The 20,777-nt window shown below is 30.5% G+C and carries 24 protein-coding genes; 17 read left to right on the top strand and 7 right to left on the bottom strand.

What is annotated here, in order from left to right:
• Positions 1-2 precede the first annotated feature (2 nt).
• Both IM532_RS03315 and hemH read right to left on the bottom strand, forming a co-directional pair.
• Positions 3-1,109: a DUF3078 domain-containing protein gene (locus tag IM532_RS03315; RefSeq protein WP_194182030.1), complete on the bottom strand. Its 1,107-nt coding sequence runs from the start codon at positions 1,107-1,109 to the stop codon at positions 3-5.
• Positions 1,110-1,189: 80 nt separating this feature from the next.
• Complete coding sequence (gene hemH / locus IM532_RS03310) at positions 1,190-2,173, bottom strand: ferrochelatase (RefSeq protein WP_194182029.1); 984 nt, start codon at positions 2,171-2,173, stop codon at positions 1,190-1,192.
• A gap of 106 nt (positions 2,174-2,279) precedes the next feature.
• Between hemH and ruvB the strand changes: the two genes are divergently transcribed.
• The 5 genes from ruvB to IM532_RS03285 all read left to right on the top strand — a co-directional run bounded on the left by ruvB (position 2,280) and on the right by IM532_RS03285 (position 5,920).
• Positions 2,280-3,317 (top strand): Holliday junction branch migration DNA helicase RuvB, encoded by a 1,038-nt coding sequence (gene ruvB / locus IM532_RS03305; protein ID WP_194182028.1) that lies wholly within the window; start codon positions 2,280-2,282, stop codon positions 3,315-3,317.
• A gap of 20 nt (positions 3,318-3,337) precedes the next feature.
• On the top strand, positions 3,338-4,279 hold the full coding sequence (gene queG, locus IM532_RS03300) for a tRNA epoxyqueuosine(34) reductase QueG (RefSeq protein ID WP_194182027.1): 942 nt from the start codon (positions 3,338-3,340) through the stop codon (positions 4,277-4,279).
• Positions 4,280-4,372: 93 nt separating this feature from the next.
• The gene (locus IM532_RS03295; RefSeq protein ID WP_194182026.1) at positions 4,373-4,882 is read left to right on the top strand and encodes a hypothetical protein; all 510 of its coding nucleotides are present in this window, start codon (positions 4,373-4,375) and stop codon (positions 4,880-4,882) included.
• A 5-nt stretch (positions 4,883-4,887) separates the two neighbouring features.
• Entirely contained in the window at positions 4,888-5,373 is a 486-nt protein-coding gene (locus IM532_RS03290; protein WP_194182025.1) for a hypothetical protein, read from the top strand.
• 28 nt (positions 5,374-5,401) lie between these two features.
• Entirely contained in the window at positions 5,402-5,920 is a 519-nt protein-coding gene (locus tag IM532_RS03285) for a hypothetical protein (protein ID WP_194182024.1), read from the top strand.
• Between the two features lie 60 nt (positions 5,921-5,980).
• Here IM532_RS03285 and IM532_RS03280 read toward each other — a convergent pair whose 3' ends face one another.
• Positions 5,981-6,829, bottom strand: coding sequence for a DUF5694 domain-containing protein (locus tag IM532_RS03280; protein WP_194182023.1), 849 nt, complete (start codon positions 6,827-6,829; stop codon positions 5,981-5,983).
• A gap of 130 nt (positions 6,830-6,959) precedes the next feature.
• Here IM532_RS03280 and IM532_RS03275 point away from each other — a divergent pair, with 130 nt between their 5' ends.
• Entirely contained in the window at positions 6,960-8,015 is a 1,056-nt protein-coding gene (locus tag IM532_RS03275; RefSeq protein ID WP_194182022.1) for a sensor histidine kinase, read from the top strand.
• Complete coding sequence (locus IM532_RS03270) at positions 8,002-8,682, top strand: LytR/AlgR family response regulator transcription factor (protein ID WP_194182021.1); 681 nt, start codon at positions 8,002-8,004, stop codon at positions 8,680-8,682. Before IM532_RS03275 ends, IM532_RS03270 begins: the two co-directional genes overlap by 14 nt.
• Before the next feature lie 31 nt (positions 8,683-8,713).
• Here IM532_RS03270 and aroC read toward each other — a convergent pair whose 3' ends face one another.
• Both aroC and IM532_RS03260 read right to left on the bottom strand, forming a co-directional pair.
• Positions 8,714-9,772 (bottom strand): chorismate synthase, encoded by a 1,059-nt coding sequence (gene aroC, locus IM532_RS03265; protein ID WP_194182020.1) that lies wholly within the window; start codon positions 9,770-9,772, stop codon positions 8,714-8,716.
• Positions 9,773-9,781: 9 nt separating this feature from the next.
• Positions 9,782-10,855 (bottom strand): 3-oxoacyl-ACP synthase III family protein, encoded by a 1,074-nt coding sequence (locus IM532_RS03260; RefSeq protein ID WP_194182019.1) that lies wholly within the window; start codon positions 10,853-10,855, stop codon positions 9,782-9,784.
• 114 nt (positions 10,856-10,969) lie between these two features.
• Between IM532_RS03260 and IM532_RS03255 the strand changes: the two genes are divergently transcribed.
• From IM532_RS03255 to IM532_RS03210, 10 genes are all read left to right on the top strand, one after another.
• Positions 10,970-11,527 carry a hypothetical protein gene (locus IM532_RS03255; protein WP_194182018.1) on the top strand — a complete coding sequence of 186 codons (558 nt, stop codon included), beginning with the start codon at positions 10,970-10,972 and terminating at the stop codon, positions 11,525-11,527.
• Positions 11,528-11,552: 25 nt separating this feature from the next.
• Positions 11,553-12,287 (top strand): bifunctional demethylmenaquinone methyltransferase/2-methoxy-6-polyprenyl-1,4-benzoquinol methylase UbiE, encoded by a 735-nt coding sequence (ubiE, locus tag IM532_RS03250; RefSeq protein ID WP_194182017.1) that lies wholly within the window; start codon positions 11,553-11,555, stop codon positions 12,285-12,287.
• Between the two features lie 26 nt (positions 12,288-12,313).
• Positions 12,314-13,072 carry a type IX secretion/gliding motility protein PorT/SprT gene (gene porT, locus IM532_RS03245; RefSeq protein WP_194182016.1) on the top strand — a complete coding sequence of 253 codons (759 nt, stop codon included), beginning with the start codon at positions 12,314-12,316 and terminating at the stop codon, positions 13,070-13,072.
• Between the two features lie 41 nt (positions 13,073-13,113).
• Complete coding sequence (locus IM532_RS03240; RefSeq protein ID WP_194182015.1) at positions 13,114-14,256, top strand: acyl-CoA dehydrogenase; 1,143 nt, start codon at positions 13,114-13,116, stop codon at positions 14,254-14,256.
• A gap of 91 nt (positions 14,257-14,347) precedes the next feature.
• A complete protein-coding gene (locus IM532_RS03235; protein WP_194182014.1) occupies positions 14,348-15,208 on the top strand; it encodes a fumarylacetoacetate hydrolase family protein in 861 nt (286 codons plus the stop codon).
• Positions 15,209-15,382: 174 nt separating this feature from the next.
• The gene (rplM, locus tag IM532_RS03230) at positions 15,383-15,838 is read left to right on the top strand and encodes a 50S ribosomal protein L13 (protein ID WP_194182013.1); all 456 of its coding nucleotides are present in this window, start codon (positions 15,383-15,385) and stop codon (positions 15,836-15,838) included.
• A gap of 8 nt (positions 15,839-15,846) precedes the next feature.
• Positions 15,847-16,233 carry a 30S ribosomal protein S9 gene (gene rpsI, locus IM532_RS03225; RefSeq protein ID WP_194182012.1) on the top strand — a complete coding sequence of 129 codons (387 nt, stop codon included), beginning with the start codon at positions 15,847-15,849 and terminating at the stop codon, positions 16,231-16,233.
• 124 nt (positions 16,234-16,357) lie between these two features.
• Positions 16,358-17,104, top strand: coding sequence for a 30S ribosomal protein S2 (gene rpsB / locus IM532_RS03220; protein ID WP_194182011.1), 747 nt, complete (start codon positions 16,358-16,360; stop codon positions 17,102-17,104).
• A 114-nt stretch (positions 17,105-17,218) separates the two neighbouring features.
• Positions 17,219-18,043, top strand: coding sequence for a translation elongation factor Ts (gene tsf, locus IM532_RS03215; protein ID WP_194182010.1), 825 nt, complete (start codon positions 17,219-17,221; stop codon positions 18,041-18,043).
• A gap of 131 nt (positions 18,044-18,174) precedes the next feature.
• Positions 18,175-18,504, top strand: a complete 330-nt coding sequence (locus IM532_RS03210) for a T9SS type A sorting domain-containing protein (RefSeq protein ID WP_194182009.1) — start codon at positions 18,175-18,177, stop codon at positions 18,502-18,504.
• 103 nt (positions 18,505-18,607) lie between these two features.
• Here IM532_RS03210 and IM532_RS03205 read toward each other — a convergent pair whose 3' ends face one another.
• Positions 18,608-19,648, bottom strand: coding sequence for an endonuclease (locus IM532_RS03205; RefSeq protein ID WP_194182008.1), 1,041 nt, complete (start codon positions 19,646-19,648; stop codon positions 18,608-18,610).
• Positions 19,649-19,754: 106 nt separating this feature from the next.
• Positions 19,755-20,630, bottom strand: a complete 876-nt coding sequence (locus IM532_RS03200) for a helix-turn-helix transcriptional regulator (protein ID WP_194182007.1) — start codon at positions 20,628-20,630, stop codon at positions 19,755-19,757.
• Positions 20,631-20,777: the final 147 nt, after the last annotated feature.

The raw sequence follows: 20,777 nt of genomic DNA, 5'->3' as shown, positions 1-20,777 counted from the left end.
TATTACAGTAATTCATTCAAGATTGTTTCAGATTTTAAATAAATTGATGATTCGTTTACTTCATCTTTCTCAAAAATTTTATTGTATATTCTTGAATCAATTGGTTTATGGTTATTAATATAAGGTGCAACAATATAGTCTAAAGTTACTTCTTTTATATCTTTTTTGTTCTTTCTTCTTTTCTCTTTTTTCTTGGTACTATCAATTTTATAAGTTAAACCTATCCCAAGTGTTTGTTTAAATTGAGTTGCTTTTATTTGATCTTCATCGTACGCAATATTAATTGTTAATTGCGTATTCATAAAGTTATTAATTTTCATATTTAAAACACCAGCGTATACCAAATCTATGTGTAGAGGTTTATTGCTGTAATTAGAAAATAAACCTATGTTATTATCATACGTAACATTTTCAAATAATTTTACTTTATAACGTGCGCCGATATATGCGCCAATTTCAAAATACAATGCATCTCCATCTTCTCGTAAACCGTAATTTCCTTTCTTTTTTAAATCTTCATCCATTACCACAGTAGTTCTAGAAGTGATAGGATGTATGCTGACAGATAAATCGGGTGATGGATTATAATTTCCACCAATTCCTAATGTAACATATGCAGGCGAAAATAAGTTTGATTTTTTTGTTTTTGGAGTAGTACCATAATCATATCCTGGAGCGAATTGAGATCTGAAATTTACAGATGAAGTTAAATACCAACTTTTCTTTAGCAAATAACCATACGAAGAAGTAATATTAATATTATCTGAGGTCTTTCGAGTTCCATTTGTTTTATTGTCTAAAAAACCATATTCCATTATGAATCGATTATCCCAGAGATTTCGTTTTTTACGATAATTTAATTCATAATCTACTTTAGCAATAAATGAAACTGAATTTTCTCCACCAGCAGTCCAATTAGAAAATGTATTTTGATTAATGGTAAGTGTGTTAGTACCATAGATTTCCCAACCCGATTTTCTACCAATAGTGTCAACCTTGGATTTTAGATATTTTCTACCATCAATAATTAGATTTCCATTGGTATCTAAAAATTGAGCTGTTGAAGTAATTGATATAAAAATGAATAATATGGAAATTAGAAACTTCATTCTACAAAAAAATATCTTTGTTTAAAATTGAAAAATTCCAAACAAAGATATTTAATTATTTTACTTCAGCTTTACCCGTTTTAATTATTTTGCCATCCTTTTAACCATTTGGCTAAAACATTTACCCAATCTTCACGATCATTTAAACATGGAATATAAGTAAATTTTTCACCTCCAGCTTTCAAAAATTCTTCACGACCTTCCATTGATATTTCTTCTAACGTTTCTAAACAATCAGATACAAATGCAGGTGTACAAACAGCTAAATTTTTAACTCCTTGAGCTGGAAATTCTTCCAATAAATGATCGGTGTAAGGTTTAATCCATGGATCACGACCTAATCGAGATTGAAAAGAAGTCGTGTATTTATCTTCAGGCAATTGTAAATAATCTGTAACTAAACGCGTAGTTTCAAAACATTGATTGCGATAAGTTTCAATAGGTAGACCACTTGTTTTAGCAGCTTTTAAAGCCTTGTTGTCGTGTCTCTCAGGAATACCATGGTAAGAGAATAATAATTTATCAAAATTTTCTGGTAATTTTTCTCTGATAGATTCTGCTAAAACTTTGATATAATCTGGATGATTGTAAAATGCTTTAACAAATTGAATATTTATATCTTTAAATTTCTTTTTCTGAATTTCTAAAACTTTATCTGCAACTGTTTCTGTAGAAGACATTGTGTATTGCGGATATAATGGCACAATTAATATATCACGTACACCTTGATCATACAACTCTTGGATACCGTTTTGGATTGAAGGATTTTTATAACGCATTGCTAATCCCACAGGAATATCCATTTGTTGTTGTAATTTTTCTCGTAATATTTTAGAATAAACGATTAATGGAGAACCTTGGTCTGTCCAAATTTTTTTATAAGCTTCTGCTGATTTTTTTGGTCGTGTGGGTAAGATAAATAACTCAACAACTGTTTTACGAATAATCCACGGTGAATCTATTACTTTACCATCCATTAAGAATTCGCGTAAATAAGTTCTTACATCTTCAACATCTGTAGAATCTGGTGAACCTAGATTCACTAATAATATTCCTTTACTCATAATTTATTTTATCTGAAAAAATATTGCGTTCTTTGTGGGAGTAAAAGTACGAAGGAATATCTAAATTTTTCGTTAACGCTTATCATTATAATTTATATCATTATTTATGTCTGATCTATTGAATCCCGATAAAGAATTTTATCCAGACGATGATTTAAACCAAGAAAATACTGTCCGTCCGCAGAGTTTTGACGATTTTGCCGGACAAGCACATATTCTAGAAAATTTAGAAGTTTTCGTAAAGGCTTCAAAATTAAGAGAAGAAGCTTTGGATCATGTTTTATTACACGGACCTCCTGGTTTAGGAAAAACAACATTAGCTAACATTATCGCCAATGAATTGGGCGTTGGAATTAAAATAACTTCAGGACCTGTTTTAGATAAACCAAGTGATTTAGCTGGTTTATTAACAAACCTAGAGGAAAATGATGTTTTATTTATTGACGAAATTCATCGTATGTCACCTGTTATTGAGGAATATTTATATTCTGCAATGGAGGATTTTAAAATTGATATTATGATAGAATCCGGTCCAAATGCGCGATCTATTCAAATTGGTTTAAATCCATTTACATTAATTGGAGCAACAACACGATCAGGATTGTTAACTGCCCCTTTAAGAGCTCGTTTCGGAATTAATTTTCGTTTTGAATACTATAATGTAGAGTTACTTAGTTCTATTGTAGAACGTTCTGCCGGAATTCTAGGAACTCCAATTGATTTTGAGGCAGCGATTGAAATTGCTGGTCGTAGTCGTGGTACTCCCCGGATTGCTAATGCATTATTACGTCGTACAAGAGATTTTGCACAAATTAAAGGAAATGGAAAAATAGACAGATCTATAGCCGATTTTTCTCTTAAAGCCTTAAAAGTTGATGACAATGGTTTAGATGAAATGGATAATCGAATCTTATCTACAATTATTGAGAAGTTTAAAGGTGGACCAGTAGGTATTACAACGTTAGCAACTGCCGTTGGCGAAAATGGAGGTACGTTAGAAGAAGTATATGAACCTTATCTTATACAAGAAGGATATTTGATGCGTACTTCGAGAGGACGTATTGCTACTGAAAAATCTTATAAACATTTAGGATTAAAATATAGAGGGGAAAATTCACCTCAAACTGATTTATTTGATTTATAAATGAAAATTCAAAATTAAAGATGCATCTTCTAACAGAAGAACATATAAAATTACAAAGATCCCAACGTATAAAGGCGAAAGCTAAAACGTTGGGATTTATTTCATGTGGAATAGCCAAAGCTGACTTTTTAGAAGAAGAAGCTCCTCGTTTAGAATCATGGTTAAATAATAATTATCAAGGTGAAATGAGTTATATGGCAAATCATTTTGATATGCGATTAGATCCAAGATTACTTGTTGATAATGCTAAATCTGTAATTTCACTAGGATATAATTATTACCAAGATATAAATAGAACGCCAGATTCTTATAAAATTGCTATGTATGCGCAAGGAGAGGATTATCATTTTGTGGTAAAAGAGAAATTGCGTGAATTGTTAGATTTTATTCAAGAAGAGATAGGAGAAGTGAATGGTAGAGCGTTTACCGATTCGGCACCAATTTTAGAACACGCCTGGGCGAGAAAAGCAGGAATTGGTTGGGTCGGTAAAAATTCGTTGACATTATCTAAACAAAAAGGCTCATTTTTCTTTTTAGCAGAACTAATCTTGGATTTAGATTTAGCCTATGATCAGCCAATAGAAACGGATCATTGTGGAAAATGTACTAAATGCATTGATACATGCCCAACTGAAGCAATTCTGCCCAATAAAACCGTTAATGGAAGTCAATGTATATCTTATTTTACGATTGAATTAAAAGAACAAATTCCTCCAGAAATGAAAGGGAAATTTGATGATTGGATTTTTGGTTGTGATGTTTGCCAAAATGTTTGTCCTTGGAATCGATTTTCTTTGCCTACAAAAGAGGAACGTTTTATAGGTCACGAAAAAATCAATCAATTTTCTAAAAAAGATTGGGAAGAAATAACTGAAGATGTCTTTAGAGAAATATTTAAAAAATCTCCTGTCAAAAGAACAAAATTTTCAGGATTACAAAGAAATATAGATTTTATGAAATAGCCATTTCCAATGAGATATTTTTTGGCATAATTATTTAGCTTGCAATTGTAATTGGAAGCTTTTTTTTATGCTTAATTTTTTAAATTAATTAGAATGATAACAAAGATATTAATTGTAGTTACAATTTTAATTGGCAATTTTTCGCTAGCTCAAAGAGTTTCTACAGCAAATTTTGGACCTGTTAATTATAAGATGACTGATCAACAAATTTATAGTTTGAATCCTGATAAATTAGCGGTTTTTGATGTTAACAACCCAGATATGCCTGAACAGGATATCAATATAAATGGAGTAAATTACCATGTTGTTTATTATAAAAATTTATACAGTAAAAAGAATGAGTTTTTTTCAGTAGAATCTGAGGGAAAAGAATTGATTACTTTGTCTGGAATTAAAATTGGAAGTTCGTTAGATGATCTTTGGAAAGTGTATAAAAATAATTCCATTTCATATTTAGGCACTGATGACAACAGATACTTTACATTTTATGATCTTGAAAATGAAACTGAACTTATATTTTATTTGAAAAATAATAAAGTTTGGAAAATTAAATTATCCTATGAAAAGGGATATCTAAACAATAATATTTACTATCAAAATTAATCCGAATGAGATATATAGTTTTAATATTAATATTTTGGTCATGTTCCAGTTTTGCGCAAATTTCTACTACGCGTATGAATAAGATTAAACTTGAGATGAAAACACCTGATTTTTTAAAACTTTTTGGTCAACAACCTATTGCATTTGTAGAAGATGTTGAACAGAAATACACATTAAATGGACTGGATTATTTTGTTGTAATAGGTAGGGGATTTTTAAGTAAAAATGAATCTGACACGTATGTTAGACAAATAAGAACTACTTCTCCGAAAATTAAAACATTGAGTAATTTAGGCATCGGAAGTTCCTTAGAAGATTTATGGAAGCACTACCATAAATATCAAATATATATCGAAAAATTAAATGACAACCAACGCAGTTTTCGGATTGAAGATGTAGAGAATAAATCGACCTTGAATTTCCTTTTAAAAAATAATAAGGTTATAGAAATTGAAGTGAATAGCTACAATCCCGAAGAATGCTTTATATAAATTATTAATAAACTAATACCAACCTTAAATGAAAAGAATATTAAGTATTACAGTTTTTTTGTGTTCAATATTTGCAATGGCACAAGTTTCAACTACGCGTTTAAATGATTTTAAACTTGGAATGAAAAAATCAGAATTAGAAAAAATTATCGGAAAGAAAATTCCTTTAAAAATGAACGAATATGGAGGAGTAGATTCGCCAAGTCAATTGGTTTATAAAGGTATTGTATACGAAGTTAATTTTAATTCCATGTATGATGAAAACGGAAACGATTTAAAAGATTTTTCAGTTTATACAGTAGAATCAAATGATAAAACATTGAAAACTTTATCAGGAATTGGAATTGGAAATTCTTTATATGATATCCTTGAAAAATACAAGGACAATAATATTGAAATTTCTGATTCTTGGGATGATAACGGTAATCGCACTAAAACACAACGATATTTTATCATCAATGATTATGATGCAGGAAGTTTTTTAAGAATAACATTGAAAAATGGAAAAGTAACTTCTTTTTATGTAGGTTATAATGAAGGTTGTTAGTCTTCACTAAAATCCCGACTATTGATGTCGGGATTTTTTTATATTATAATTTCAGTTAAATTATTTAATAATTTCATTGAGATTGATAATCTTAAAACGACTATCATACTTCAATATTTCAGTAAAAAATCCTGCATGGCTATTTCCAACTAAAACAGCAATCCTTTTGGTCTCAGGTTTGATCTTTTTTTGAATTAATGAAATCATATATAAATTTCTTCTATACAGTTCTGAAACTAAATATGCTCCTGCAAAATTATTCTCATTCCCAATTTGATTAATACCTTCTATATACGTTTTCATATCAAGATTATAAATCTTTTCAGTATTTAGGCTTTTTAAAACTTGAATCATACTTTTACTTTTCATCAATTCATTTGATAGATTTTTATATTCTAAAGACATTTGATCAATCTGTAAAAGCAAATCTTGTTGCTTGTTTAATTCAGCTGTTTTGATAACCGAATCATAAGTAAAACCTGTCTGAAAATCGATACCTTCCATTTTCGAAATATTCGCTTTTTTTCCAGTTTTAAATCCAATTTGTGCAAACTCGTTCTCTAAATAAAACTTTGTATATTTTGGATCGTTTTTTTCTAAATAAGAAACATATTCATCTTTTAAATAAGCTTTATAATGTTCATCTAAATTATTTTGATTTTCAGCTTCCCATTCCACAAAAAACTGGTTGGGTTTAAAAGCTGCGATTTGATTGCTAATCACTTCTAATTCTTCTTGAGTTTTAGCATCATTTATATCTAGTTTGTTTGTTTTTGTAACTCCAGAATTTGCAGAGAAATGAAATGTTCCTATTATTAATACTTCGATTGGTTCTTTTTTATAGTTTGATTGTGCGAATAATTGAACTGAACATAAAATCGTAAATAGTGTAATTAATATATTTTTCATCTTTATATTTTTATCAAATATCTATCAAGTAAATATTGTTGATTTACAATTATCGACGAACCAATAAGATTAATCGACGAATCGTTGAAATTCTAATTTTATAAGCAATTACTTTTACAAAAACATTACAATGAAACATATTTCAATTTCAAAAAAGAATGGTTTAAAAATTATATTCATCTTCTGGATGATTTATTTCTTATTTGATATCATTGTGAATGGATTGAGTAATTTAGAAGTCAATAGAACATTTTTTCATGCAAAATCCATATTTACATATACTATTTATATCGTTCTACTTTTAACTATTTTGTTCAACTATTTTATCATTGCACCAAAATTTTTGAAATCCATCAATTGGAAAAATATATTTATATCACTATTTCTTTCATTTACGTTTTTCATTTTAATTAGATTTGTGATTGAACAATTTTTGACTAATTATCTTTTTGATATAGTGAACTACCACCCAAAAACGGGTGTATTATTCTATATTTTTGATAATTTTCATTACGCTAGTTTTGTCGTTTTTTGTTCGTTTTTTTTATGGATTGTAATTGATTTGATACAAACCCACGAACTCAATCAGCAAATAGAACGAGAAAAAAGTAAAGCTGAAATCCAATTTTTAAAAGCCCAACTTAACCCACATTTTTTATTTAATACACTGAATAATATTTATAGTTTAGTTCAATTTAAACCTGAATTAGCTTTGAAAGGTATAGAAGATTTAAGCTCTATTATGCGTTTTACAACTTATGAAACGAATAAAGATCAAATTGAAATTGAGAAAGAAATTGATTATATTCAACAATATTTAGCTTTAGAAAAATTAAGATTTGGTGAACAATTTTTTGTGGAATATGAAACAAATATTAAAAATAAACATCAACATATTTATCCGTATATAATTTCTCCATTAATTGAAAATGCATTGAAGCACGGAGTTGTAAAAGATTCTAATCAACCAATAAAGATTAATATTGATTTAGATTCTGAATTTTGTAGAGTAGAAGTAAAGAACAAAATAAATGTTAACCAAAAAGATTCGACAACAGGAATTGGCTTAGATAATTTGAGAAAAAGATTGGATTTTTATTTTGTAAATAATTATGTTTTAGAATTAAAATCAGATGAAAATATGTTTAATGTTGAATTAAAATTTCCAGTAAATGAGCAAAATTAAATGTATCATTATTGATGATGAACCTTTGGCAGTTGCTTTATTAAAACATTATGCTGAAAATAACGCTGATTTAGAATTAGTATTTGCATCAACTGAAGTTTTTGATGCAATTGATTTCTTAAAATTGAACAAAGTAGATTTGATTTTTACGGATATTCAGATGCCTGATTTAACCGGAATTCAATTAATGAAAGTGTTGGATCAATCGCAGAAATTTATTTTAACTACAGCTTATCCAGATTATGCGTTGGAAAGTTTTAATTATAATGTGATTGATTATTTATTGAAACCCATTTCAAAAGAAAAATTTGATCAATCGATTATAAAATTTAAATGCTTATTTGAAGATAAAATTCAAAACAATAAAGATTATCTATTTGTGAAATCGGAAGGTCGTCAAGTGAAAATAGTTTTTGATGATATTTTGTATGTTGAAGGTTTGAAAGATTATTTAAAAATCATATCTAAAACTTCAAAATATTTAGTTTTAGAAACGATGAAAAGCTTCGAAGAACGTTTGCCATCAAATTTTAAAAGAATTCATCGTTCGTATTTAATTAATACAAAACATTTAACAGCAATTGATGGAAATTCTGTTTACATACAAGATAAACTGATTCCGATTGGAGAAACATATCGTAAAGCCTTTAAAAATTTAAACCTATAAAAAAAGCACTCCAATCGAAGTGCTTTTGTATTTAAATATTTCTTGTTCTTTGGATTAAAACCATATCAGCAAGTGTCATTGCCGCTAAAGCTTCCACGATAGGAACAGCTCTAGGAACCACACAAGGATCGTGACGACCTTTTCCGTGCATTTCGACCATATCGCCATTTGCATTTAATGTCGTTTGTTCTTGCATTAATGTCGCAACAGGTTTGAAAGCAACTTTAAAATAAATATCCATTCCATTTGAAACACCACCTTGGATTCCTCCAGAATAATTAGTTTTAGTTGTTCCATCTGGATTGAATTGGTCATTCATTTCAGAACCTTTCATTGAAGTTGATGCAAAACCTTCGCCGTATTCAAAACCTTTTACCGCGTTAATCGATAACATCGCTTGACCTAAACGTGCGTGTAGCTTATCAAAAATAGGTTCACCTAATCCAACAGGCACGTTCTGAATAATACACGTCACTTCACCACCAATGGTATCTCCTTCTTTACGAATTTGTTTAATGCGCTCAATCATTTGTTCTGCTACAATTAAATCAGGACAACGAACAGCTGTCTCTTCAATGTTAGAAAAATCATAGTTTGAATAAACATTATCCAATTTAATTTCTCCAACACTACTTACATATGCCGTGATTTTGATTTCAGGAATAATATGCTTAGCTACAGCACCTCCAACTACCCAATTAGCAGTTTCACGTGCAGAAGTTCGTCCTCCTCCACGATGATCGCGAATACCATACTTTTTATCGTAAGTATAATCCGCATGAGATGGTCGATAAACACCTTTGATATGATCGTAATCGTGCGATTTTTGGTTGTCATTAGGAATAATAAAACCTATAGATGCACCAGTTGTTATCCCATCAATAATTCCCGATAAAAATTGAACCGTATCAGGTTCTTTACGTTGAGTAACGATAGCAGATTGCCCAGGTTTTCGACGATCTAATTGTTGTTGTATCCAATCAAAATCCAATTTGATTCCACTTGGAACACCATCAATTACTCCGCCAATTGCCACACCGTGGCTTTCTCCAAATGTTGAGATTTTAAATAATCTCCCGAAAGAATTCAAATGATGTGTTTATTTTTTGAATTTATAAATTACTGCATTCACATTCATAGTAGCTCCTACAGAAGCCATAATGATTGTATCGTTAGCATTAAATTGATGAGGTTGTAATTGACCTTTAGCAATTAAATCAAACATAGTAGGTACAGTGGCAACGGAAGTATTCCCTAAGAATTGTACAGTCATTGGGTCAATGTTTTCCGGTGCTTTTTTCCCATAGCTTTTGTATAAACGTTCGATCATAGCGTGATCCATTTTCGCATTGGCTTGATGCAATAATATTTTATCAATATCATCAAGGTCAAGGTTAGATGCTGTCAATAAATCTGTCAAGGCAGGAGGCACATTTTTTAAAACAAATTCGTATACTTTTCTACCTTTCATACGAATATTTTTTATTGAACCTTTGTAATCCGGATTTAAAGATTTACCATTTTTTAGATAGTCTAGCTCTGGACCTGTATAACTTAAAGAATCGTAGTTTAAAATACCATATTTATAGTCATCTTCCTTTGCTTCTAAAATTACAGCACCAGCACCGTCCGCAAAAATCATGGCTGAACGATCATGTGGATCTACTGCACGAGATAAAGTATCAGAGCCTATTACAAGAATTTTTTTAGCAATAGAAGCTTGAATAAATTGGTGTGCAAGGATTAAACCTTCAATCCAACCTGGGCAACCAAATGTCATGTCATAAGGTTTACATTTAAGGTTAGTGATTCCTAAGTTGTGTTTAACTTTAGCAGATATAGAAGGCATAATATCGATCTGTTTACCAATAGGGTCGATATCTCCAAAATTATGACCTACAATAATATAATCAATTTCTTCCAGATTAACACCAGATTCTTCGATTGCTTTTTTAGCTGCAAAAGTTGCTATATCAGAATTTAAAAGGTCATCTTCTACATAACGACGCTCTCTTATTTCTGTTATTTCTTCGAATTTTTGAGTGATTTCATCACCAGGTTTTAGGATTTTTTCTCCATTTTCATCAAAAAAAACATAATCATGGAAATAATCGTTTTTAATGATTCTATTTGGTAAATAATGCCCTGAACCAGTAATTACTGAATTTATCATTTTAATGATTTCAAGTCTTAAATATCAAACAAAGGTAATCATTTCATTAAAATAGAAAATAAAAATATGCGCTAACTCATTTAGAGTTTGATAAACTCATCGTAATTTAGCAACATGAAAAAGAATTCTTCATTAATTGGGTTTTTATTAATACTTGCAATCTTAGGAGTGATTGTACTTATTTATAATTTCGTTTTAAGTAAACCAGATGGTTATGTGATAGATAATCCTAGTGATAATACTATTAATATGAGAATAGATGAAAGAGATTTTACCATTGCGCCTCAGCAATTTGTTAGGATTGATTTACCTAAGGGTGAGCATACGTTGAAATTTCAATACAATGGTAAAAAGGTTGATACAGTAATAGAAATCAGAAGATCAGCAGGATTGATTAATCCAACTCTATCGGATTATTATGTTTTTACACGTCCTTATGGTGTAAGAGAAAATAAAGATTCAATTTTTAAATCTAGGAATATTGCGATTGATAATAAGGCCTATTTAGGTAATATATTTAAAGCAGATAAAATGTATGAAGAGGATTTTTATTATAACCTAGATCAAAAATATCCGAAAGTTTTTATAAAAAATTCTGAGAAGAAAACAGACTTGTCTAAGATTTTCCGCAAAGAAGATTTTAAACAATTCTATTTCGAAAACTACGAATAACTAAACAATATTTAGAAAACCAAGAATGGCAAAACACGATAATATAACACCATATGAAGCTTCTGAACTAAGTAAAAAGAAGCAAGTAGAACAAATGTTTGATAATATTTCTCCAAAATATGATTTACTAAATCGTATCTTATCTGGAGGTATTGACATTCAGTGGAGAAAAGATGTTATTAAAATTGTAAAAGCGGCAAAGCCGAAAACAATTTTGGATATTGCAACAGGGACAGGTGACTTAGCAATTATGATGGCTAAAAGCACAGATGCGCAAATTACAGGATTAGATTTGTCTGCTGGTATGTTAGAAGTTGGACGTAAAAAAGTACAAGCAGAAGGATTAACGAATCGTGTAGAAATGATACAAGGTGATTCTGAAAATTTACCTTTTGCAGACAACACATTCGATTGTATTACAGTATCTTTTGGAGTGCGAAATTTTGAAAATTTAGAAAAAGGTTTAGCTGAAATTCGCCGTATTTTGAAACCAGGAGGAACGTTTGTGATTTTAGAATTTTCTTATCCAACAGCTTTTCCAATGAAGCAATTATATACTTTTTATTCAAAATATATTTTACCTGCAATAGGAAAATTAATTTCGAAAGATCAAAGTGCATATACTTACCTTCCTGATTCTGTAGCAGCATTTCCGCATGGAGAAGAAATGAAGAATATTCTTAAAAATGTAAATTTTATTCAACCAATTGATAAAAAACTTACATTTGGAATTGCAAGCATTTATAAGAGTTTAAAATAAAATTGCTTGTAATACGTTGAATACTTATGAGAAAAAAATTACTACTAATAGTAACATTAGGAATAGCATCTTTAGCAAGTGCACAATTTAGACCTAATTCTGATAAAGAATGGAACCGAATAGAACATGATGAAAAGAGATTTTCTTTTGGATATTTTTTAGGTACTAATATAATGTCCTATAAAGTTTCTCCTAAAGCTCAAAATAATAATATTCCAGATTCAACACCAGATGATGATGGAGTCAACAGATACGGTTTAGTTTATTTACAACAAGAGTCTAAACCAGGTTTTTCTGTTGGATTAACCGGGAAATTGAAAATTAATGATAATGTAGCATTAAAAGTAGAGCCCGGAATTCACTTCGCCCAGAGAACACTAACATTTCAGGTGAAGAATGCAGCTGAGCTAGATTTGTATCAAAGAGAAGTAAAATCTACTTATATTGAAATTCCATTTTTATTAAATTTATCGGGGAATAGATGGTTCAATACAAAACCTTATATACAAGGTGGTTTTGGATATGTAAATAATTTACAATCTAACGAAGATAAAGAAGATGATAATAATGTAGGCGTGTTTAGAACAAATACTCATAACTTTAATTGGCAAGCTGAGATGGGAATCGAAATATATTTTAAACGATTCAAATTAACGCCTTCTGTCAAAGGAATGTTCTTTATCAATAATGAAATTGTTCCTGATGAGCCAGGAACTGTTGGGTATGCAAATACATTAAACTCATTACAAACTAGAGCAGTAGTTTTTTCTCTAAAATTTGAATAAAACCATAATAAAATAAAAACCATAAAAATAATTATATAGCCATGAATTTTGAACTTAATGAAGAGCAGTTAATGATCCAACAAGCTGCACGTGACTTTGCAAAAGCAGAATTGTTACCTGGAGTTATTGAACGCGATGAAACTTCAACATTTCCTTATGATGCTGTTAAAAAAATGGGAGAGTTAGGATTCTTAGGAATGATGGTAGATCCAAAATATGGAGGTTCAGGATTAGATAGCGTTTCTTATGTTATTGCAATGGAGGAAATTGCTAAAGTTGATGCTTCAGCAGCCGTAGTAATGTCAGTTAATAATTCATTAGTATGTGCTGGTATGGAGAAATACTGCTCAGAAGAACAAAAAGAAAAATATCTAGTACCTTTAGCTTCTGGTCAAGTAATTGGAGCTTTCTGTTTATCAGAACCAGATGCAGGATCTGACGCAACTTCTCAAAAAACAACTGCCGTTGATATGGGAGATTATTATTTGTTAAACGGAACTAAAAACTGGATAACAAATGGGGGTAATGCTTCTACATATTTAGTAATTGCACATACTCATCCAGAAAAAGGACATAAAGGGATTAACGCTTTTATTGTAGAAAAAGGATGGGAAGGTTTTGAAGTTGGACCGAAAGAAAACAAAATGGGTATTAGAGGATCTGATACACATTCATTATTCTTTAACGATGTAAAAGTTCCTAAAGAAAACAGAATTGGAGAGGACGGATTCGGATTTACATTTGCTATGAATGTATTAAACGGAGGTCGTATTGGAATTGCATCTCAAGCTTTAGGTATTGCACAAGGTGCTTATGAGTTGGCATTAGAATATGCAAAGATTCGTAAAGCTTTCAAAACTGAAATTATTAATCATCAAGGAGTTTCCTTCAAGCTAGCGGATATGGCTACAAGTATTTCTGCAGCTCGTATGTTGTGTTATAAAGCTGCTGCAGAAAAAGATGCAGGGAAAGATATCTCTATTTCAGGAGCTATGGCAAAATTATTTGCTTCTAAAACCGCGATGGACGTTACTATTGAAGCAGTACAAATACATGGTGGAAATGGATATGTGCGTGAGTATCATGTAGAGCGTATGATGCGTGATGCAAAGATTACACAAATCTATGAAGGTACGTCAGAAATTCAGAAAATTGTAATTTCTAGAGGTATTGCTAAAGGGTAATAAACTGAAATTTATCATAAAATAAGGGGTTCCAATTCGGAATCCCTTTTTCATTTGCTATATTTGCACCCGGAAAAAATAAATCAAAATCATGAAAATTTTTAGATTTGGGCCAAAAGGTCAAGAGAAATCAGGTGTAATCATCAACGATAAGAAGTATGATGTATCGGCTTCTGGAATTGTGTATGATGAATTCTTTTTTGGTGACGACGAAAAGCAAAAAACATTAGAAAATTATATCCAAACAAATTTAGATCAATTACAAGAAGTTGCAGATGAGGTACGTATTGGTCCTCCATTAGTACGTCCTGGTAAAATTGTTTGTGTGGGATTAAATTTTGATGATCACGTAAAAGAAACAGGTTTACAGCAACAAGCAGAACCAATTATGTTTATCAAAGCAAATCAATCTTTTAATGGACCACAAGATGGAATTATGCAACCAAATGGTTCTACAAAGATGGACTGGGAAACAGAATTATGTATTGTAATTGGTAAAAAAGCTAATAATGTAACAGAGGAGGAAGCCATGAACCATGTATATGGATATGCTTTAATCAATGATATTTCTGAACGCGCTTTTCAAACTGAACGTGGAGGTACATGGGATAAAGGAAAAGGTTGTGATACATTTGCACCAATCGGACCCTTTATTGCAACACAAGATGAAATTGAAGACGTAAATAATTTACGTGTATGGCTAAAATTAAATGGAGAATTAATGCAAGATGGTAATACAAGTGATTTTATTTACCGCATACCAAAATTAATTTCTTATTTATCACAATTTATGTCATTCCTACCTGGAGATATTATTTCAACAGGATCACCAGCAGGTTCAGGTATGGGAAAAACACCTCAAAGATGGTTACAACCAGGGGATGTAATTGAATATGGAATAGATGGATTAGGATCTACAACACAAGAGATTTTACCATTTAGTAAAGATTAATCTGAATAATTAAAATAAAAAGATTAATTTTGCCTCGATTATATCTTAATTAGGGAAATATGCCTTGATTCTACCATTTATTTGAATAGATCTTTTGGCAATTCAAATGTATTTCTTACATTTGCACCCCCGATCGGATAGTCGGTAATTTATAAAATATTAAAAATCAAGATAGTGGACACGTTAAGTTACAAAACTACATCAGCCAACAAAGAGACTGCTCAGAAAGAATGGGTAGTAGTGGACGCTTCTAACCTATCATTAGGACGTTTAGCGTCAGGTGTTGCGAAGCTTATTAGAGGAAAGCATAAAACGAACTTTACTCCTCACGCAGATTGTGGAGAGTATGTAATCGTTATTAATGCTGAAAAAATTCAATTAACAGGAAACAAGTGGGATGAGAAATTATACATCCGTCACACAGGTTACCCAGGAGGTCAAAGATCTTTAACTGCAAAAGAAGTTTTTGCTAAAGATCCTGCACGTTTAATTGAGAAGTCAGTTAAAGGGATGTTACCAAAAAACAAATTAGGTAACAAGTTATTAACTAATTTACACGTATTTGTAGGTACAGAGCACAATCACGAGGCTCAACAACCAAAACAAATCGATATTAACGAATATTTATAATTAATTCTATGGCAATAGTTCATAAAATCGGACGTAGAAAAACTTCTGTAGCACGAATTTACTTACAAGAAGGGAATGGAGAGATCTTCATCAACGGACGCGAGTTAGCAAACTACTTCCCAACTGCAGTATTACAATACAAAGTTGAGCAAGCTTTTATCTTAACAGGTACAAAAGACAAATACAATGTAGATGTTAAAGTATTTGGAGGTGGAATTACAGGTCAAGCTGAAGCAATCCGTTTAGCTATTTCTAGAGCTTTATGCGAAATTGATGCAGATTTCCGTTTAACGTTAAAACCAGAAGGGTTATTAACTCGTGATCCAAGAATGGTTGAACGTAAGAAATTCGGTCAGAAGAAAGCACGTAAGAAATTCCAATTCTCTAAACGTTAATTATTTCAATTTATTAAAAAATCCATTTTCCGTTGGTTTAGCATCTAAACAGATAAGGCAAGATTTATTCGACCACTTCTCTGTTGCTTGTTGAGATAACGGAACGTAAACTAAAAAAAAGAAAATGGCAAAAGTAAATGTAAAGGACTTATTAAATGCAGGTGTGCATTTTGGTCACTTAACAAGAAAATGGAATCCGGCTATGGCTCCTTATATTTTTATGGAGAAAAACGGAATCCACATCATCGACCTTCACAAAACTGCTGTGAAATTAGATGAGGCATCTGATGCTTTAGGTAAAATTGCTGCTTCAGGACGTAAAGTTCTTTTCGTAGCGACTAAAAAACAAGCAAAAGATGTTGTTGCAAAGCATGCTGAAGAAATTAACATGCCTTACATCACAGAACGTTGGCCTGGTGGAATGTTAACTAACTTTGTTACTATCCGTAAAGCAGTTAAAAAAATGAACTCAATTGATCGTATGAAAAAAGACGGTACTTTTGAGACACTATCTAAAAAAGAAAGATTACAAGTTGATCGTCAAAGGTTATCTTTAGAGAAAAACTTAGGTTCTATCGCTGATATGACACGTTTACCATCTGCAGTATTTATTGTTGATATCGTACGTGAGCACATCGCTGTAGCTGAAGCTCAAAAATTAGGTATTCCAATCTTTGCAATGGTTGATACAAATACTGACCCACGTCAAGTAGATTTCCCAATCCCTGCAAATGATGATGCTTCTAAATCTATTGATATCATCTTAACTACTGTAGCAGATTCAATCAAAGCTGGTTTATCAACTCGTAAAGCTGAGAAAGAAAAAGCAAAAGAAGTTAAAGAAGAAGGAGCTGAAACTCAAGAAGCTTAACATTAACTTGATGATCAATTCATCGATATAATATAAATCGTAGCTCCTACAATCTTTTTTGTATGAGCTACTTTTGTTTCAATTTTTAAGTAAAAAATAATAAAATATATTACTATGAGCTACAAAGCAACAGCCGCTGAGGTAAGTAAATTAAGAAACGCAACTGGTGCGGGAATGATGGACTCTAAAAAAGCTTTAGAAGAAGCTGCAGGAGATTTTGATAAAGCAGTAGAGGTATTACGTAAACAAGGTCAAAAAGTTGCAGCTAAAAGAGCTGATCGTGATTCTACTGAAGGTGCAGTTATCGCTAAAGTTAATGCTGACCAAACAAAAGGAATCATTATCGCATTAAACTGTGAGACTGATTTCGTAGCTAAAAATGATGCTTTCGTAGCAATGGCTAATGAAATTGCTGATTTAGCTTTAACTGTTTCTACTAAAGAAGAATTATTAGCTTTACCATACTCAGGAATTACTGTAGGTGAGAAATTAATCGAGCAAACAGGAGTTATTGGAGAGAAAATTGAAATCGGAACTTTCCAAGTTATTGAAGCTGCTTTAGTTAACGCTTACATCCACGCTGGTAACAAAATTGGTGCGGTTGTTTCATTATCTGCTAATGTAGATGGTGCATCTGCTGTAGCAAGAGATATCGCTATGCAAGTAGCTGCTATGAATCCAGTAGCATTAGATGAAACTTCTGTTGAACAATCTGTTATTGATACTGAATTATCTATCGCTAGAGAAACTTTAGTTGCAGAAGGTAAACCAGAAAACATGATCGAAAACATCGCTCAAGGAAAATTACAAAAATTCTTTAAAGAAAATACTTTAGTTCACCAAGCTTCTATCAAAGATGGTAAAACTTCTGTAAAAGATGTTGTAAAAGCAATTGATGCTGACTTAACTGTTACAGGATATATCCGTTACAGCTTATAATAAACAGAATTTATAATTTATTATAAATTTTCATAAAGTGATGCTAATTTAGCATCACTTTTTTTATTTGGTATAAGCTTTGTATTTGTTTAATAAATATAAAGCTCTATATTTGTTAGGATTACAAGCATATGAAACACATTTTACTATTTTTATCATTAACAATATTTGCATTTTCTAATGTACAAGCACAACAGAGTGTAGGTTACAACATGGAACAATCAAATACTTCTGTATACCCAAATCCGGCTTCAAGTCAAGTCAGTGTTAAGTTTCAGCAACCAAATAAAGTTGCCTATATTGCCGTGTATTCTATTATTGGTAACGAAGTAATTAATAAGAAGGTTGATCAATCTACAAATTTTAAATTAAATATACAGACCTTAAAAAAAGGTAAATATATCATTCGTGTCTTTAACGTAGATGGAACTACGGAATCTTTATCATTGATTAAAAATTAATTTATTAGATTAAATACGAATCAAAAAAAGGTAAACCTAGGTTTACCTTTTTTTGATTCGTATTTTGATATAGCGAGTAAATTAATATTGTTCACTTATATAATTATTTTTTCACTATTTTTTTAGTTACAATTTTTCCATTTTCTAATTGTATAGTTAAAATATAGATGCCTGCAGGATATTGGGAAATGCTGAATTTATTTTTTAAATCAGATTGTAATATTATCCCTTCAATAGTATAGAGTTTTGCAGATTTAAAAGATTTAGCTTCAATATTAACAATATCAGAAGTAGGATTAGGAAATACCTCTATATTAATATCTTCTTGCGTGTAATTTATATTTGATAGCTCTATCCAGTTATTTTGTGCTTCTGTACCACCCCAAGTTAATGTCGCTAAGTAAGGATTATCAATAAAAGGATTGCGATTACCTTGTTGAAGAGAAATGACTTCGTTTCTTACTATTTCATATTCACTTGGTGGATCTATCGCATTCCATTTTAATAATAAATCAGGCATATTAACATCAGCAATATTAGTAGAACCTTTCACTACAGCATTTGCATTACATTGTGTTTCATATCTGATATACATATACATTAAAATACGAGCTACATCACCAATCCATTCATCTCCTGGATAAAAATTTGAATTAACTGTTTTCGCGTTACCATTACCCTCTGTAAATGGTTTGTTACTACGAGAGCTATTCATTTGTCTGTCAACGGCTCTAAGATTATGTGCATCTGTTCCTGTACCAGGTTTGTCAGTGTCTAAGACAGGTATTGCAAGAGATTTAGGAAATACATGTTCTCTTTCCCACAGTCCTGTACAATTCCCTGCAGAACAACCTGTATTTCTTTTATTTTTATCACGTGTACGGTGAAATTTATCTTCTAAATTATCATCATAACCATAGATTAATAATACCTTAGAATCATCTGTAGGGTCTAGATCCGCTTGTAATAAAGTTTCCCAAACACCAGGTGTATATACTAACTGTTTGGTGTGAGTTGCAGTAACTAAATCGCTCAAATCAGCTCGTAAGTCATCTTTACTGACTTTAAAATCTATACCATCATAATATGCCGGAATTTGAGCAAAACCTGTAAAGGGTAATAATAAAAATAAAAGTTTTTTCATAGTACATTTAATAATGCGCCAAAACTAAGTATTTATATTGTTATTAAGATGGTATTTAAGTACTTAAATTTATGTTATTTATCCATAAATGAAAATATCTTAATTTTTATTCTAAAGTCTTCGTGAATTGTTTTGGGGTAATTCCATATTTCTTTTTAAATGCAGATATGAAATGTGATGGATTTTCATACCCAATTTCAAAAGCAATATCTTTTACTTTTAATGATCCTTCTTCTAATTTATTTTTTGCAATCTCTAATTTTTTCTCTAAGATAAATCCGTAGACTGTATTATTATAGATTTTTTTAAAGCCATCTTTTAATAAATATTCTGAGATTGAATAATCATTACATATTTCTTTAATAGTTGGAGGATTTGTTAAATTTTCCATCAACATATTTTTTATCTGTTTCAGTTTTTTGGCTTGTATGGTATTAGAAATAAATGGATTTTGTTCTGTTTCCTCTAAGGTAGGATTAGAAAAATAAAGTGTAAAAAGCTCGTACATTTTAGCGATTAAATATAACTTCTCAAATTGAGGAGCCAGTTTATTTTCTTCTATTTGACTTAAAAGTAAGGCGATTTGTGGTGTGAAAATTTTTTCTTGATAAAATTTATTTAAATTAATATTTGAAATAAAATCATCTTGTATGCCATATTCTGTAAACAAATGAAATAATTTCTCTAACGACAATACAACTATAAAAACTTTGCTATCTGCATGAATATTTAGGCTTAAGGGTAAATCTAATGAAGGATAATAAAATAAAAAACTACGATTTTCAACTAAATTTATTTTATAAATACCATTATTAAAATTAAATGTAAGTGAACCTTTTGTACAAAAATAAAATTGTATATATCGTTTATCAATTCCTTTTAAAATTGTCTCAGTAGAGGGAGTTGTATTATCTAATACGGCTATATATACGTCTTCTGATACCTTATATTCTTTGATTATACTTTTAGGGGTATTTTTCATCTAAATATCATTTAATGAGATTAGTCATGAAAAATGAATTTAATTATTCAAATTCACTCTTAATGATGGATTTATAGCAAATTTACATATTAATTTATAATAATTCTAAAAAAGCTTAATTTAACTTTTAGCGATACTTTTATTGTT

Source organism: Faecalibacter rhinopitheci (assembly GCF_015234135.1).
Classification (GTDB): Bacteria; Bacteroidota; Bacteroidia; order Flavobacteriales; family Weeksellaceae; genus Empedobacter; species Empedobacter rhinopitheci.
Note: the sequence above shows the minus strand (reverse complement) of the source record. Positions and strands in the feature narration are given on the sequence as shown.